Below are 16,173 nucleotides of genomic sequence, written 5' to 3'. Positions count from 1 at the left end.
GTTAAACGACGTGAATGGGGTGCTAGAACGGCACGGACTGGGCGATTGCCGCCGCCTGCGGGCTGCGCCGGCCGCGCTTTGCCTTGCGCTGGGCGGACTTCTCGCTGGCTGCGGCGATATGGGCCGGTTCCAGACTGCGGCGACCCCGGCAGCCGTCGCGATGCCGAAGCCGAAGCCCGCCGTCGCCCAAACCCCGGCCACCGAGAAGGAGCACGAGCGCATCCTGGCGAGCTATGGCGGGACCTATGACGATCCCAAGCTCGAGGCGCTCGTCAGCAAGACCGTCGACCGGCTGGTCGCGGCCTCCGAGCGGCCCGACCAGGGCTACAAGGTCACCATCCTCAATTCCGGGGCGGTGAACGCCTTCGCGCTGCCCAACGGCCAGCTCTATGTCACGCGCGGCCTGCTCGCGCTCGCCAGCGACACCTCCGAATTGTCCTCCGTGCTCAGCCACGAGATGGCGCATGTGCTGTCCAAGCACGCGGCAATGCGCGAGGACCAGGCCCGCCAGGCCGCGATCGTCACCCGCGTCGTCACCGACATGAGCAACGATCCCGACCTCACCGCGCTGGCGCTGGCCAAGACCAAGCTCACCATGGCGAGCTTCTCGCGCAAGCAGGAGTTCGAGGCCGACGGCATCGGCGTCGGCATCTCCGCCAAGGCGCATTTCGACCCGTACGGCGCGGCGCGCTTCCTGTCCGCGATGGAGCGAAATGCCGAGCTGAAGGCCGGCAAGAGCTCGCTCGATCCGCGCGCGCAGGACTTCACCTCGTCGCATCCGGCAACTCCGGAACGCGTCCAGAACGCGCAGAACATTGCCCGCCAATACACCGCGCCTGAAGGCGCCGAGCGCGATCGCGAAAGCTATCTCGCCGCGATCGACAACCTCGTCTATGGCGAAGACCCGAGCGAAGGTTTTGTCCGCGGCCGGCGCTTCCTGCATCCGAAGCTCGGCTTCACCTTCCAGGCGCCGGACAATTTCACGCTCGACAACACCGCGCAGGCCGTGATCGGCGTCCGCGAGGGCGGCGCGCAGGCGATGCGCTTCGACGTCGTGCGCGTGCCGGCCGAACAGTCGCTCGGCGACTACCTCAATTCCGGCTGGATGGAAGGCGTCGAGAAGGCTTCGACCGAGGATCTCACCGTCAACGGTTTTCCAGCGGCGTCCGCCACCGCCAAGGGCGACCAATGGCAGTTCAAGGTCTATGCGCTGCGCTTCGGCAGCGACGTCTATCGCTTCATCTTCGCGGCACGGCAGAAATCGACCGAGAGCGAGCGGAATGCGCGCGAGACCGTCAACTCGTTCCGCCGGCTGACGCTGGAGGAAATCCAGGCCGCGCGCCCGCTGCGCATCAAGGTCATCACTGTGCAGCCCGGCGATACCGTGGAGTCGCTCTCCCACCGCATGGCCGGCGTCGACCATCCCGCCGAGCGCTTCCGCGTGCTGAATGGCCTCGATCGCACCGCGCAGGTGAAGGTGCGCGACCGCGTCAAGATCGTCGCGGACTAATTTGTTTGAGCATGATCGTATCGGAAAACCGCTACACACTTTCCGGATCATGCTCTAACGCCGCTCCAAGCGCGTCTCATCCCACTGAAGAGAACTTTGCCCGCGGCTTCCCCCGCACCATGATCAGCGCCGCCGCCATCACCTCCAGCGCGATGCAGAGATAGAAGGGCAGCGTATAGCCGCCGGAGAGATCGCGCAGGAAACCGACCACGCCGGGACCGAACGCGTAGGTCACCTGGTTGATCGCGGTGTTGAGGCTGATCAGCACGCCGAAGGCGGCGGAGTCGAACTCCTGCTGCACGATAAGCGAGGGCAGCGTGATGAGATTGCCGACCGAAAAGCCGAACACGGCGCAGGCCGCGATCAGCACGTAATCGTTGTGCAGGTTGACGACGACGAGAAGCGCGGCGGCCTGGCTGAGGAACGACAGCGCGGACGCGAGGCGCTGATTGATGCGGTCGATCACCAGCGAGAACAGCACGCGGCCGACCACCGCCATCGCGGTGAGCACCGCGACGGCCACGGCGGCGCGCTCGCGTCCGATCACGGGATCGAGGAACGAGATCAGATGCACGATGAAGCCGACCTGGGCGAACAGCACCAGGGCGAAGGCGATCGTCACCGTGAGGAAGCCGGCGTCCCGCAGCGCCCAGGCGCGGATCTCAGTCGATGATTGCGGCTTCGCCTTCGCCGCCGCCTGCCACCCGTGGCGATCGGGCGGGCGGCCGACGAGAAGGAGGATGACCGGCACGAGCAGCACCAGCATGGCGCCGGCGGCGGCGTACATCGCACCGGCAAAGCCGATATGGCCGATCAACGCCACCAGCAGCGGCACGCCGGCGATGCCGCCGAAGCTGGCGCCATTGAGCGCGAGACTGATCGCCATGCCGCGCTTCTCGTCGAACCACAGGCTGATCGTATTGGTGATCATGGCAAGACTGGTGCCGGCCCAGCCGAAGGCGAGCACGGCATTAGCGAGATAGAGCTGCCAGGGCTCGCGCACCGCGCCGATCGCGACCGCAGCCGCCGCCATCGCCAGCGTCCCGGCGATCAGGCTCAGCCGCGGACCGTATTTCCGCACGGCCTCGCCGACGAAGACGACCAACAGCGCGCCGAACAGGTAGAAGAACGTGGTGCCGGAGGAGATCAGCGAGGCCGGCCAGCCCCGCGCGCGCTGCAGCTCGGCGACGTAGACGCTCTGGCCGTAGAAGCCGAGGCCCCAGCCGAAGGTCGCGAGCAGGAAGCAGACCGCGACGATGCGCCAGCCTTCATAGCGGAGCGAGGATTCGTCGATTGGCACAGCGTGGCGGGGACTGTCGAGCATTTGCGCTTCTCCTTCGCATCCCCCGCAAGCGCCTGGCTCTGCGCTCGCTTCTTCATGACGAGCATCATGTAACAACGCGGCCCTCGAAAATCACTTCGACCTGCATCGAAGTATTAACGCTGCTGACAGCCTCTTGCCAAACTAGACCGCGTCGGGGAATTCGCCCATGGCTGCCTCCAGCCGCGCCTTGCGGCGCTTCGCCCAGGAGACCAGCGAGAGCACCGCAAGACCCAGCACCACCGGCGGGAACACCACGAGGTTCACCGCGGACCAGCCGTAATTGGCGAGCAGCTGGCCCGACGAGAACGAGCCGATCGCCATCATGCCGAACACCAGGAAATCGTTGAAGGCCTGCACCTTGTTGCGTTCCTGCGGGCGATGTGTCTCCAACACCAGCGCGGAGGCGCCGATGAAGGAGAAATTCCAGCCTACGCCAAGCACGATCAGCGTCGCCCAGAAATGCATCGCCGTGAGGCCGGAGAGACCGATGATGGCGGCGCCCGCTTCCAGCAGCAGGCCGGCGGCGACGATCTTCGGAGCGCCGAAGCGCGCGATCAGCGTGCCCGTGAAGAAGCTCGGCCCGTACATCGCAACGATGTGCCATTGCAGGCCGAAATTGGAATCGGACACGGACAGGCCGCACAGCTTCATCGCAAGCGGCGCCGAGGTCATGACCAGGTTCATCATGGGATAGGAGATGACGCCGCACAGCGCTGCCGCGATGAAGCGCGGCTGCGCCACGATCGTGAGCAGCGGCCGGCCGCCGTGCAGATCGGCCGGCGCGGGCTTCGGCATATCGACGCCAGCGACGATGCCCATCGCGATCAGCGCGACGGCGGCCTGCACCAGGAAGCTGAAGGCGAACAGATAAGGCTGCCAGACATCCATGGTCCATTGCACGAGCTGCGGACCGAGCACGCCGGCGAACACGCCGCCCGCCATCACCCAGGACACGGCCTTCGGCCGGTAGGCCGCACTGGCGCCATCCGCGGCGGCGAAGCGATAGGATTGCGCCACCGCGCCGTAGAGGCCGCCGAGGAAGGTCGCGAGACAAAACAGCGCGAACGAGCCGCGCAGGATTGCGAGCGAGCCGAGCAGTCCGGTGAGCGTGCCGAGACCCGTGCCGATGACGAAGGCGGCGCGGCGGCCGAAGCGGCGCGAGATCGCGCCGGTCGGCAGCGTCCCGGCGGCGAGCCCGACCACATACATCGAGATCGGCACGGTCGCGAACGACATGTCGGGCGCGAGCGTGGCGCCGACGATCGCTCCGGTGGCGAAGATCACGGCCGAGTTGGCGCCGGTCAGCGCCTGCGCGGCGGCGAGGCGCACCACGTTGGCGCGCACGCGGGCATCGTCGGCGATCTCATTGGCGGCAGTCACGTCCAGCATCGGCATTTCCGCCCGAAGGGCTCTGTTGATTCGCGGCACTATGGAGGGGTGAGTGAGGGCCGGCAACCGGCGCAAACGGGCGCGGGCCATGCCCCTGACGCAATCGCTGGGATGATAACGCTGCACGCCCTTGACGGCTTGCGCTCGATCAAATCCTATCCGCCGCGATCTTCCCGGGAGTTACCTTCATGTCCGTCGACGACAGGCCCACGCTTCAAGCGCCCGACGACGATCCCTGGCTGTGGCTGGAGGAGATCGAGGGCCGGCAGGCGCTCGATTTTGTCGAGCGGCAGAACAGCCTGACGCTCGCCGCGTTCGGCGGCAAGGCCTTCGAGCACGATCGCGACATCCTCGCGGCGATCTATGACCGACCTGACAACATTCCCTATGTCAGCCGGCGCGGCAACGACCTGCACAATCTCTGGAAAGACGCCGCCAACCCGCGCGGCCTGTGGCGGCGGACTTCGCTTGCGGAATTTCGCAAAGCCGATCCGGCATGGGAGACCATGCTGGACATCGACCAGCTCGCGAGAAGCGAAGACGAGGACTGGTTGCTTAGCGGTATCGCCACGATGCCGGGAAGCTCGCGGGCGATCTTGAGCCTGTCGCGCGGCGGCAGCGATGCCGTCACCTTGCGGGAATTCGACCTCGCCACGAAAAGTTTCGTGGCGAACGGCTTTGCGCTGCCGGAAGCGAAAGGCGGCGTCGACTGGCTCGATGCCGACACGCTGCTGCTGTCAAGCGCGCATGGCGAGGACATGGCGACGAGCTCGGGCTATGCGCGCACCGTCCGCCTGTGGCGGCGCGGCCAACCGGTCGATCAGGCACAGATGGTCATCGAGACCACCGCCGATCACATGGTAATCTATGGCATGGCCGACGACACCGGAGCGGCGCCCCGGGTCTGGATCGTCGACCAGATCGACTTCTTCAACCACGCCATCTGGCTGCGCGATGCGGCCGGCACGACGACGAAGCTCGATCTGCCGACCGGGATTTGGATGCAGGCGCATGGCGACTGGTTCGCGATGAAGCTACGCAAGGACTGGCAGGTCGATGGCCGGACCTATGCCACCGACACCGTGCTCGGCATCTCGCTCTCGGCCTTCCTCGCCGGCAGCCGCGATTTTGTCGTCCTGTTCGAGCCCGCACCGCGGCGCGCGCTGCAAGGGTTGTTCTGGGCGGAAGGAAAGCTGGTGATGTCGATTCTCGACGAGCTCAAACCTCGCTTCGAGATCTGCACACCGTCTGCCACTAGCTGGAGCCGCGAGACACTTGGCGGCCTGCCGCAGATCGGCGTCGTCGATGTCTGGCCGCTCGACCGCCATGCATCGGAGAGCAATGGCGATCTGCTCGCCAATGTGCAGGACCCGCTGACGCCGCCGGCGCTGCTGCTGATCGAGCGCGGCGTCGCAAGCCCGATCGTGCTGAAGCAGGCGCCGAAGACGTTCACCGCCGATGGCCTCGTGGTGACGCAGCACGAGGCGATCTCCGTTGACGGCGAGCGTATCCCCTATGTGCAGACGGGCCCTGCCGGCGAGACCGGCGATGCGCCGGTCTATCTGAGCGCCTATGGCGGCTTTGGTCACTCGGTGAAGCCGTACTACAATTCCTCGCTCGGCAAGTTGTGGCTGGAGCGCGGCGGCACGATTGTGCAGGCGAATCTGCGCGGCGGCGGCGAGTTCGGCACGCGCTGGCACGATGCCGGACGGCTTGCCGGCAAGAAGCTTTCACACGACGATTTCGCCGCGGTCGCGGCCGATCTCGTCCGCCGCGGTGTGACGAGCGCAAAACGCATCGCCGCGCAGGGCGGATCGAACGGCGGCATCCTCATCACCAACATGCTGGTACGCTACCCCGAGCGTTTCGGCGCATTGTTCTGTACCATCCCGCTGATCGACATGCGCCGCTACACCAAGCTGCTCGCCGGCGCGAGCTGGATCGCGGAATATGGCGATCCCGACAAGCCCGACGAATGGGAGTGGCTGAAGACCTACTCCGCCTATCACAACGTCAGGGACGGCCAGTCGTACCCGCCGATCCTGATTGCGACCACGCGGCGCGACGACCGCGTCCATCCCGGCCATGCCCGCAAGATGGCGGCAAAGCTGCAGGCCATGGGCTATGAGGCCTGGTTCTACGAGCCGCCCGCAGGCGGCCACGGCTACGGCAAGGACAACAAGGAGCGCGCCGGTTTCGAGGTGCTGGGCTATCGGTTCTTGAAGGAGAAGATCGGGTGGCGGGATGAAGGCTAGAGTTGGGTGCGCTGACGTCTCCACATCGTCATGGCCGGGCTTGGCCCCGCCATCCACGCCTTGCCTTACCGCCCGAAGAACGTGGATGCCCGGGACAAGCCCGGGCATGACGACCTCCTAGCCTCTTGCAAACACCAGCGTCAGATTGTTCGCGGGCATCTCGATCGTGTCGACGAGGCCGAGGCCTGCCGCCTTCGCCAGCTTCTCGACGTCGACGACGTCGCGCACGCCCCATTCGGGATTGCCCTCGCGCAAGGAGGTGTCGAACACCGCATTGCTGAGCGCGGTATGCTTGCCGTCGCGCTTGAAGGGGCCGTAGAGGAACAGCTTGCCGTCGCGGCGCAGATAACGCCCGGCGCCGGCGAACAGGCCTTCGGCCACGGCCCAGGGCGCGATGTGAATGACATTGGCGCAGAACACGGCCGCGAGGCTGGTCGGCCCCTGCCCGCTTTTCATTTCCGGGCACCAGTCGGGATCGGTGAGATCGATGCGCAGGGGTGGGCGGATGTTCGGCAGGCCGGCATGCACGCGCCAGGCTTCGATGCTCTTGAGGTGGCGCTGGTTGAGATCGCTCGGCCACCAGATCAGGCCCGGCGTGTGGCGGGCGAAATGCACCACGTGCTGCCCGGTTCCACTGCCGAGTTCCACGACGCTGCCGGTCGCATCCGCGAGATGCTTTTCCAGCGCCGCCCAGATCGGTTCGTGATTGCGATGGAAGGCCGGCGCATCGAGCCGGCCATCCGGCTCGACCCGTCCGCCATCCCTGCCAAATTCGACCACATATTCAGCCAAGTGACGTCCCCAAAAAATGCGAACCGGAAAAGGCGGCCAAACGTCCGAGAATAATCTGCTAGTTCACGCCCATCCGAATGAACGAACTATCTCGTCAGTTGCAATGCGCAGGATATTAACTCCATTTCACCGCGTGCATAGTCTTGATTGTCAGGCGATGGCCTTTGTGCTTTTGAACAATTCCGCAAACGAGATCATCGAGATAACGCCGGGACGATGCCTTGACCGCCTTTCCTCGCAAGCCCGCTCTGCTTGCTGCGCTGGCCCTCCTCGCCGGCGCGGCAATGGCCCCGGCGGGGGCGCAATCCACCGTGACGGAAGGCCAGAAGCTCGCCTTCGACCGCGGCAAGGGCAATTGCCTCACCTGCCACGTCATCAAAGGCGGCGACCTGCCGGGGACGATCGGACCGGAGCTGAAGGACATCAAGGCCAAATACCCCGATCGCAACGAGCTCACCGCGATCATCTTCGACGAGACCAAGCGCAATCCGCAAACCATGATGCCGCCGTTCGGCCGGAACCGGATTTTGACCGAGCAGGAGATCAACGCGATTGTTGATTTCCTGCAGACCCTGTAACCGCCGGCGGCCCCTAGGAGACTTGAGATGACCACGACCCCCAAGCCTCATTGGAGGCCTCATCCGACGCGGCGCCTGATCCTTCAGGGCGCTACCTCCGTGGCGCTGCTCGGCCTCGGCAATCTGCCGTTCGCGCCCGCGCGCGCCGCGGCGAACGACAAATATCCGGAAGAGGCCTTCAGGCAGAAGAGCGAGGCGGATGCGATCAAGGCGCTCTACGGCAAGGCCGCCGAGCCGTCGGACAAGGTCAAGCTGGATGCGCCGGAGATCGCCGAGAACGGCGGCGTCGTGCCGATCTCGGTGACGACGACGCTGGACAAGGTCACCTCGATCTCGTTCTTCGTGGCGGAGAACCCGAGCGCGCTGGCGGCCAGCTACAGGATTCCCGATGGCACGATCCCTGCCGTCGCCAACCGGCTCAAGATGGCCAGGACCACCAAATTGACCGCGATCGTAGAGGCCGACGGCAAGCTCTACAGCGCGACCAAGGAGGTCAAGGTCACCGTCGGCGGTTGCGGCGGCTAAGCGAGGCAGTTCGACATGGCATCCAGCATTCGCGTGCGCGCAACATCGACCGGCGACATCACCGAGGTGCAGACGCTGATCCAGCACCCCATGGACACCGGCCTCGTCAAGGACTCCAAGGGCGAGTTGATCCTGGCGCATTTCATCCAGCAGCTGAAGTTCGAATGTAACGGCAAGGACGTGTTCGTCGCCGATTGGGGCACAGCGGTCTCCAAGGACCCCTACGTCAAGTTCAGCTTCAAGGGCGCCAAGAAGGGCGACGAGCTCAAGATCTCCTGGACCGACAACAAGGGCGGCTCGGATACGACCACCGCGAAGATCGCGTGATGAAGGCCCGCATCCACCTCCTGCTGGGCTCGCTCAGCGCTGCGCTCGTCGCGTTCGCGCTCGCCGCGCCGCGCGTGATCGCTGCCGACAAGGTCGATCCCGTCGCCGACGCCAAGGCGTTCCAGAACTTCTTCTTCCAGAAATTTCCGAACGTGAAGCATGAGGATTTCGTCAACGGTCCGTATTCCATGAACGAGGACATGAAGCGGCAGTGGCAGGAGAAGGAGGAATTCCCTCCTTACGAGTTCGCGCTCGAGGCCGGCAAGGAGATGTTCTCGACCCCGTTCAAGAACGGCAAGACCTATGCCGACTGCTTTCCGAACGGCGGCATCGGCATCCGCCAGAACTATCCGTACTTCGACAGCGGCGAAGGCAAGGTCATCACGCTGGAGCTCGCGCTCAACCGCTGCCGCGAGGCCAATGGCGAGGCGCCCTATTCCTACGTCAAGGACGAGATGGCCTCGCTCACCGCCTACATGGCCTACACCTCGCGCGGCAAGCTGATGGACATCAAGATCCCCGACGATCCCCGCGCGCTGGCGGCGTACGAGAACGGCAAGCGCTATTTCTACACGCGGCGCGGCCAGATGAATTTCTCCTGCGCGAGCTGCCACGTGCAGAGCCCGGGCGAGCGCATCCGCGCCGAGACCCTCGCCCCAGCGCTCGGCATCCTCAACGCGATGCCGATCTACCGCTCCGAATGGAGCGGCATGGGCACGACCAGCCGCCGCTTCGTTACCTGCAACAGCCAGACCCGCGCGGTTCCACTGGAGCCGCAGTCGGATGAATATCGCGACGTCGAATATTTCCTGTCCTACGTCGCCAACGGCCTGCCGATCTCGGGACCGGGAGCACGGCCATGAAGCTGTCACTTGGCTTGGCCATGCTGCTCGCCTTGAGCCTTGCGCCATCCGCGCGCGCGGCGAGTGAGGCGGACTACAAGGCGGCCTATGCGGCCGCCGAAGCCGCCTCCAAGGAGGCGGCGGGCATGCGCAACCAGTGGACGGTGACCGTATCTGCGCTGGCGGCCGCGAAAAGGGCTGCCGATGGCGGCGATTTCGGCCGTGCGGTGGCCGCGGCCAGGGAAGCCGAAGCGCTGGCGAGAGCGTCGATCTTCCAGGCTGTTTCCGAAAAAGAAGCCTGGAAGGCGATGGAAATCCGCTAGACTGCCCCGCGGTGAACGCAGTCCCCACGAGAGGCGCGGAGAATTCTTGAATGGCGATCCGCCGCCGCGATTTCCTGAAAGGTGCAGGCCTTGCCGCGGCAACGATTGGCCTGCCGCGGCTCGCCCGCGGCGCTGACGCCGCCAGCATCTACGACCTCGAACGGTTCGGCAATGCGCGCATCCTGCACATCACCGACACGCATGCGCAGCTCAATCCGGTCTATTTCCGCGAGCCCAGCGTCAATATCGGCATCGGCGAGATGGCGGGACGGCCGCCGCATCTGGTCGGCCGGGCCTTTCTCGAGCGCTTCGGCATCCGCTCCGACAGCGCCGATGCCTATGCCTTCACCTGCTTCGAGTTCGAGAAGTCCGCAGGCCGCTTCGGCAAGCTCGGGGGCTTTGCCCATCTGAAGACGCTGGTCGATCGCCTGCGCGCCGATGTCGGCGAGCGGCGTTCGCTGCTCGTCGACGGCGGCGATCTCTGGCAGGGCACGGGGCTGGCCAACCTGATGCAGGGCCGCGACATGGTCGAGGTCGCCAATCTGCTCGGCATCGAGGCGATGACGGGCCATTGGGAATTCACCTATGGCGAGCAGGCGCTGCGCGACAATCTCGAGCGTTTCAAGGGCGAGTTCCTGGCCCAGAACGTGTTCCTGACCGAAGAGGCCGCGTTCAACGACGCGCCCGCCTTCGACAAGGCCACTGGGCGCGTGTTCAAGCCTTCCGTCATCAAGGAGCTCGGCGGGCATCGCATCGCGATCGTCGGCCAGGCCTTCCCCTACACTCCGATCGCGCATCCCAGGAGGTTCACACCGGACTGGAGCTTCGGCATCCGCGAGGAGGAGTTGCAGAAGCATGTCGATGCCTTGCGCGGCACCGACAAGGTCGACGCCGTCGTGCTGCTGTCGCACAACGGCATGGACGTGGATCTCAAGCTCGCCAGCCGGGTCACCGGCATCGACGTCATTCTCGGCGGCCACTCCCATGATGCCGTGCCGCAGCCCATGCCGGTGAAGAACGCAGGTGGTACGACGCTCGTCACCAATGCCGGCTCCAACGGGAAATTTCTGGGTGTGCTCGATCTCGCGCTCGACAGCGGCAAAGTCAGCGATGCCAGATATCGTCTGCTGCCGGTCTATTCGGAGCTGCTGAAGCCCGATCCGGCGATGGCCGAGCTGATAGGCCGGGTCCGTGCACCACACGTGGCCGACTGGTCGGAAAAGATCGCGACGCCCGACCGGCTGCTTTATCGCCGCGGCAATTTCTCCGGCCCCATGGACGAGCTGATCTGCACCGCGCTGCGCACCGAGCTCGATGCCGAAATCGCGCTGTCGCCGGGCTTCCGCTGGGGCGTCACCGCGCTGTCCGGCCAGGCCATGACCATGGAGGATCTGCTCGCGGAAACCGCGATCACCTATCCCGAGACCTATGTGCAGGAGATGACGGGGGCCCAGATCAAGGACCTGCTCGAGGACGTCTGCGACAACCTCTTCAACGCCGATCCCTACTACCAGCAGGGCGGCGACATGGTGCGTGCCGGCGGGCTCAGCTACACCTGCACGCCGGACGCTGCGATCGGCAGCCGCATCTCGGAGCTGAAGCTCGGCAGCGGCAAGGCGCTCAGCGCCAGCCACCGCTACAAGGTCGCGGGCTGGGCCTCAGTCAACGGCCAGCAGGGCGCGCCGGTGTGGGACGTGGTCGGCAAATATCTGCGCTCGGGCCGGATGATGCCCGAACGGCTCGGCTCCGGCGTGACGCTGAAAGGCGTCGAAGGCAATCCAGGCATTGCAGGACTGGGATGATGTGTTTTGTCCGCGATCATGCGACCATAATAATAATCTTCTAAATTTTTCTGCTCATGCAGTGAATTACTTCTCTTTCCGACCCGTATTGTAGTAGAATCTTGGAAGTCAGTTCCAAGCCGGGTCCTGCCATGATCTTCCGACAGCTCTTCGACAGCGTTTCGGGCACCTACAGCTACGTCCTCGCCAGCCGCCCCGGCGGCGAGGCGCTGATTCTCGACCCCGTGCTGGAGAAGGTCGACCGCTACTGCCAATTGCTGCGCGAGCTCGACCTCAAGCTGGTCAAGGCGGTGGACACGCATCTGCATGCCGACCACGTCACCGGCCTCGGCGAGCTGCGCGATCGCACCCATTGCATGACCGTGATGGGCGACCAGACCAAGGCCGACGTCGTCGCCATGCGGGTGGCCGACGGCGACAAGGTGACGATCGAGGGCCTGTCGCTCGACGTGATGTACACGCCGGGCCACACCGACGATTCCTATTCTTATTTGATGGGCGACCGCGTCTTCACCGGTGACACGCTGCTGATCCGCGGCACCGGCCGCACCGATTTCCAGAACGGCTCGGCGCGCGCGCAATACGATTCGATCTTCAACCGCCTCTTGAAGCTGCCGGACGAGACGATGGTGTTTCCGGCCCACGACTACAAGGGCGACACCGTCTCCACCATCGGCGAGGAAAAACGCTACAATCCACGGCTCCAGGTGCGCTCGGTCGACGAATATGTCGAGCTGATGGCCAATCTGAAGCTGCCCAATCCGAAGATGATGGATGTGGCGATTCCCGCCAACATGCATGTCGGCCTGCACCAGGAAGAGCTGGAGAAGGAAGGCCGCGCGCTCAGCGCGATCGAGGCGATCCGCAGCCTCGGCCGGCCCGACATCCTGCTGGTGGACTTGCGCGAGACCAATGAGCGGATGAAGCACGGCATGCTCGAAGGCGCGCTGCACACGCCGTATCCCTCCGTCGAGGAGAGCCTCAAGCCCGGCGGCATGCTGCGCGAGGTCGCGGCCGCTAGCGGCCGCCGCGTGGTGTTCTTCTGCGCCTTCGGCGAACGCTCGGCGATGGCCGTTGCGGCTGCAAAGGAGGCGGGGCTTCTCAACACCGCACATATCGCCGGCGGCCTCGATGCCTGGAAGAAGGCGGGCGGGCCGGTGGTGCACTGACGATCTCGTCGCCCCTTGAGATAAATCAGGCGCCGCACATATTTGGCAGGTAGATTCGGATGCAGCATCACCCATCCGGGACCAGCCATGGCCAAGACCGGCAAGTCGAGCGAGCCGCCCAAGATCACCGAGAAGAAGCCCGCGGACGACAAGGCGAAGAGGGCCCCGCGCCGGCGCGAGACCGATGACGACGACTACGAAGACGGCGACATCGCAACGCCGAAGCGCGACCGCTATGGCCCGGACGACGAGCCGTTCTGAGGATGCAGCTCCGCTGTCGTTCCTGCGCTCGCCGGGGACAACGGCGTGAAGCACACCTGACCCCGCACGGCCCCGCCCGCACTACCTGCCATGCGCCTGCGTTCATGGACAAATAACCGCCAGCCCCGATAGTTTGCCGGTCCATCGGGAGTGAAACGGAACTGCAATGGTCGACGTTCTCGCCGCACCGCAACAAGGCAAGACGGACAGTGCGCTGCGCACGCTGACGGGGATCTCGATCGCGCATTGGGTCAGCCATTTCCATCTGCTGGTCCTGCCGATGCTGTTTCCGTTCCTGAAGGAGAAGCTCGGCGTCGGCTATGTCGAGCTCGGCTTCGCCCTCACCGTGTTCGCGGTGGTATCGGGGTTAACCCAGGCGCCGACCGGCTACCTCGTCGACCATTTTGGCGCGCGGCGCATTCTCTTGGCCGGGCTCGCGCTCGGCGGCGCCGCGCTGATCCTGCTCGGTCTGCATCTCAGCTACGCCTCGCTGATCGCCTGCGCAGTGCTGCTGGGTCTTGCCAACAGCGTCTATCATCCCGCCGATTACGCGATTCTTGCGGAGCACATGGACGAGGGGCGGATGGGCCGCGCCTTCTCGATCCATACCTTTGCCGGCTTTCTCGGCGGCGCCGTCGCACCGGCGATCGTGGCCGCGCTCGTAACGCTGTCCGGCGGCACCGGCGCGCTGATCGCCTCGGGCGCGATCGGCATTGCGGTGGCGCTGCTGCTGATCATCATGAACATACCCGATGCCGGTGCGCACAAGAAGAAGCCCGGCAGCGAAAGCGCGCCAAAGCAGGCCATCATCACGCCGGCGCTGATCACGCTGACTGCGCTGTTCATGCTGCTGAGCCTGTCGGTTGCCGGCATCAACAATTTCGGCGTGGTGGCGCTGATGAGCGGCTACGGCACGTCCTATTCGATCGCCAATGTCGCGCTGACGGCGTTTCTCGCCGCAAGCGCCGCGGGCGTACTCGCCGGCGGCTTCCTCGCCGACCGCACCGAGCGTCACGGCTATGTCGCCGCAGCCTGCTTCGCCGCGAATGCGGCCATCGTGCTGCTGATCGCGCTGGTGACGCTGCCGGGCTGGGCCTTGACGGCGACGATGGCGACCGCGGGTTTCCTCTCCGGCGTGATCGCGCCTTCGCGCGACATGCTGGTGCGCAATGCCGCGCCTCCGGGTGCCGCGGGGCGCGCTTTCGGCATCGCCTCTACCGGCTTCAACCTCGGTGGCATCGTCTCACCGCTGCTGTTCGGCTGGATCATGGATCAAAGCGCGCCGCACTGGGTGTTCGGCGCGTCCGTGATCTTCATGGTGGCGACGGTGGTGCTGTCGCCGTTCACGGAGCGCCGGCCGGCGAAAGCAAATTGAGCCGTCGGCATCGACACAAATTCAACTGTCGTTCCTGCGAAGGCTAACGAGGCAGCCGCTTACCCTCCCCTGGAGGGGTCCGGGACGAGCGTAGCTCGCCCGTGGTCGATCGCGCGCAGCGCGAGCGGGGTGGGGTGATCTCTCCTCTCGGGCACTGCTGGATGGGGAAACACCGTCACCCCACCCCGCTACGCATTCCGCTTCGCTACATGCGCAGCGACCCTCCCCCTCCAGGGGACGGTAAGAGAGAGCCGCGACTTACGTCGGCGACACTGCGCCCTTCAGCGCCGTGCCCTGCGCCGCCGCACCACGTGTCAGCCTGGCTTTCTCCGTGTTCGGCCACAACAGCAGCAGGCCAATGACGCCGGAGCCGATCATGACCACCGCGTTGATGGTGAAGCCCGTCAGGTAGCCATCGAGCATGCTGCTGGCGCGCTGGATCACGGTGCCCATCACGCTCGGCGCGATGATGCCTGAAAGCGTGTAGAGCGCGCCGTAGATCGCGAGCACTGCACCGCGCTGCGAGGCCGGCGTGAACTCGCCGAGCATCGGCGGGCAGACCACGTAGATCGCGCCGCAGAGTCCGGAGCCGAGGACGAGCAGCGCGATCTGCAGGCCGGCGCCCTCGACATGCGCCATCGCGGTGAGGATCAGGCCGCCGACGATGAGCGGCACCGAGCCGAGCACGCCGCGCGAGACGCGCGTGGTGTAGCCGCGGGCCATCATCACCTGCGAGATCCAGCCGGTGAGGAGAACGATGGTGGCGCCGAATACCCAGGGCAGGATCGAGATGAAGCCGGCCTGGCTCTGCGAGAAGCCGAGCCCCTTGACGATGAACGGCGTGAACCAGGTGAGGCCGAGCGACAGCGCCCAATAAGCGCCGAAGGTCGCGATCACGCAGCCGAGGAAGGTGCGCGAGGTCAGCAGCTGCACGTACGGAATCTTCGGCTCGGTGACGGCCAGGACCTCGGTATCCTCCAGCGGGCCTTCCTTGCCGAGCGCGAGCCAGGCTGCGACCCAGATCAGGCCGACGACCCCGAGCGCGCCGAAGGCGTAGTGCCAGGAATGGTTGACGATGATCCAGTTCAGCGCCGGCACCGCCAAGATGACGCCGAAGGCCGAGCCCTGTGACAGGATCGCGGTCGGCAGCGTGCGCTTCTCGTCGGGAAACCATTTGTAGATGGCGTGCGCGGCGACCGAGAAGGCCGGCCCTTCGCCCGCCCCCAAGACGATTCGGCAGATCAAGAGCGTGGTGAAGGAGACTGTGCCGACCATCGGGAACTGCGACACCGCCCAGATCACCGCCAGCGTCAACAACACCCAGCGCGTCGGCACCTTGTTGACGATGAAGCCGACCACGATGGCCGAGATCGAGAACAGGAAGAAGAACGAGGACCCGAGCAGGCCGAACTGCTCGGCGCTGAGCTTCATGTCGGTCATGATCGGCACGCCGGCGAGACCGACCACGATCTTGTCGGCGAAGTTCACCACCATGAAAAGAAAGAGGAGAAATGTAACAGTCCAGGCGCCCTTTGGCGTTTTGGTCGTCTTGGCCGCCACATTCGGCGTTTCCTGAGCGCTCATCATTCTCCCCGCATGTCGTTTCGGCACTTTCTTGATTTGGCCGTTTTGGAAGCTAACAGCGGCTTCAGGGCCAACGCAACCCCGGCATTTCCGCATCAGGTGTGCTAGGCAGCAATT

The 16,173-nt window shown here is 65.2% G+C and carries 15 protein-coding genes; 11 read left to right on the top strand and 4 right to left on the bottom strand.

The features are described 5' to 3' along the window. Positions 1 to 118: 118 nt before the first annotated feature. The gene (locus I6F24_RS32705) at positions 119 to 1,510 is read left to right on the top strand and encodes a M48 family metalloprotease (protein ID WP_074448070.1); all 1,392 of its coding nucleotides are present in this window, start codon (positions 119 to 121) and stop codon (positions 1,508 to 1,510) included. A 76-nt stretch (positions 1,511 to 1,586) separates the two neighbouring features. Here the strand turns inward: I6F24_RS32705 and I6F24_RS32700 are convergent, their stop codons facing one another. Beyond that, complete coding sequence (locus I6F24_RS32700; protein WP_036026305.1) at positions 1,587 to 2,834, bottom strand: MFS transporter; 1,248 nt, start codon at positions 2,832 to 2,834, stop codon at positions 1,587 to 1,589. 141 nt (positions 2,835 to 2,975) lie between these two features. Beyond that, the gene (locus tag I6F24_RS32695; RefSeq protein ID WP_074448085.1) at positions 2,976 to 4,223 is read right to left on the bottom strand and encodes an MFS transporter; all 1,248 of its coding nucleotides are present in this window, start codon (positions 4,221 to 4,223) and stop codon (positions 2,976 to 2,978) included. Positions 4,224 to 4,411: 188 nt separating this feature from the next. On the opposite strand from I6F24_RS32695, the gene I6F24_RS32690 reads away from it, so the two are divergent. After that, a complete protein-coding gene (locus I6F24_RS32690; RefSeq protein WP_036026289.1) occupies positions 4,412 to 6,478 on the top strand; it encodes a prolyl oligopeptidase family serine peptidase in 2,067 nt (688 codons plus the stop codon). 117 nt (positions 6,479 to 6,595) lie between these two features. On the opposite strand, the gene I6F24_RS32685 is transcribed toward I6F24_RS32690, so the two are convergent. After that, on the bottom strand, positions 6,596 to 7,270 hold the full coding sequence (locus I6F24_RS32685) for a DUF938 domain-containing protein (protein ID WP_036026286.1): 675 nt from the start codon (positions 7,268 to 7,270) through the stop codon (positions 6,596 to 6,598). A gap of 284 nt (positions 7,271 to 7,554) precedes the next feature. Here I6F24_RS32685 and soxX point away from each other — a divergent pair, with 284 nt between their 5' ends. The 9 genes from soxX to I6F24_RS32640 all read left to right on the top strand — a co-directional run bounded on the left by soxX (position 7,555) and on the right by I6F24_RS32640 (position 14,472). Next, the gene (gene soxX / locus I6F24_RS32680) at positions 7,555 to 7,848 is read left to right on the top strand and encodes a sulfur oxidation c-type cytochrome SoxX (RefSeq protein ID WP_225113698.1); all 294 of its coding nucleotides are present in this window, start codon (positions 7,555 to 7,557) and stop codon (positions 7,846 to 7,848) included. 27 nt (positions 7,849 to 7,875) lie between these two features. After that, the gene (gene soxY, locus I6F24_RS32675; RefSeq protein ID WP_036026285.1) at positions 7,876 to 8,373 is read left to right on the top strand and encodes a thiosulfate oxidation carrier protein SoxY; all 498 of its coding nucleotides are present in this window, start codon (positions 7,876 to 7,878) and stop codon (positions 8,371 to 8,373) included. A 15-nt stretch (positions 8,374 to 8,388) separates the two neighbouring features. Then, on the top strand, positions 8,389 to 8,700 hold the full coding sequence (soxZ, locus tag I6F24_RS32670; RefSeq protein WP_225150744.1) for a thiosulfate oxidation carrier complex protein SoxZ: 312 nt from the start codon (positions 8,389 to 8,391) through the stop codon (positions 8,698 to 8,700). After that, positions 8,700 to 9,563 carry a sulfur oxidation c-type cytochrome SoxA gene (gene soxA, locus I6F24_RS32665; protein ID WP_036014603.1) on the top strand — a complete coding sequence of 288 codons (864 nt, stop codon included), beginning with the start codon at positions 8,700 to 8,702 and terminating at the stop codon, positions 9,561 to 9,563. Before soxZ ends, soxA begins: the two co-directional genes overlap by 1 nt. Continuing rightward, entirely contained in the window at positions 9,560 to 9,865 is a 306-nt protein-coding gene (locus tag I6F24_RS32660; RefSeq protein WP_036014604.1) for a hypothetical protein, read from the top strand. Before soxA ends, I6F24_RS32660 begins: the two co-directional genes overlap by 4 nt. Positions 9,866 to 9,915: 50 nt before the next feature. Then, positions 9,916 to 11,667 carry a thiosulfohydrolase SoxB gene (gene soxB / locus I6F24_RS32655; RefSeq protein WP_225150742.1) on the top strand — a complete coding sequence of 584 codons (1,752 nt, stop codon included), beginning with the start codon at positions 9,916 to 9,918 and terminating at the stop codon, positions 11,665 to 11,667. Between the two features lie 131 nt (positions 11,668 to 11,798). Further along, positions 11,799 to 12,836 (top strand): MBL fold metallo-hydrolase, encoded by a 1,038-nt coding sequence (locus I6F24_RS32650; RefSeq protein ID WP_057027433.1) that lies wholly within the window; start codon positions 11,799 to 11,801, stop codon positions 12,834 to 12,836. 87 nt (positions 12,837 to 12,923) lie between these two features. Then, positions 12,924 to 13,097 carry a hypothetical protein gene (locus I6F24_RS32645; RefSeq protein WP_036014608.1) on the top strand — a complete coding sequence of 58 codons (174 nt, stop codon included), beginning with the start codon at positions 12,924 to 12,926 and terminating at the stop codon, positions 13,095 to 13,097. Positions 13,098 to 13,263: 166 nt separating this feature from the next. Next, the gene (locus tag I6F24_RS32640) at positions 13,264 to 14,472 is read left to right on the top strand and encodes an MFS transporter (protein WP_036026276.1); all 1,209 of its coding nucleotides are present in this window, start codon (positions 13,264 to 13,266) and stop codon (positions 14,470 to 14,472) included. A gap of 258 nt (positions 14,473 to 14,730) precedes the next feature. Here the strand turns inward: I6F24_RS32640 and I6F24_RS32635 are convergent, their stop codons facing one another. Next, entirely contained in the window at positions 14,731 to 16,056 is a 1,326-nt protein-coding gene (locus tag I6F24_RS32635) for an MFS transporter (RefSeq protein ID WP_225150740.1), read from the bottom strand. Positions 16,057 to 16,173: the final 117 nt, after the last annotated feature.

Source organism: Bradyrhizobium sp. BRP23 (genome assembly GCF_020194135.1).
Lineage (GTDB): Bacteria > Pseudomonadota > Alphaproteobacteria > Rhizobiales > Xanthobacteraceae > Bradyrhizobium > Bradyrhizobium yuanmingense.
This window is presented reverse-complemented; position numbering and strand designations above follow the sequence as displayed.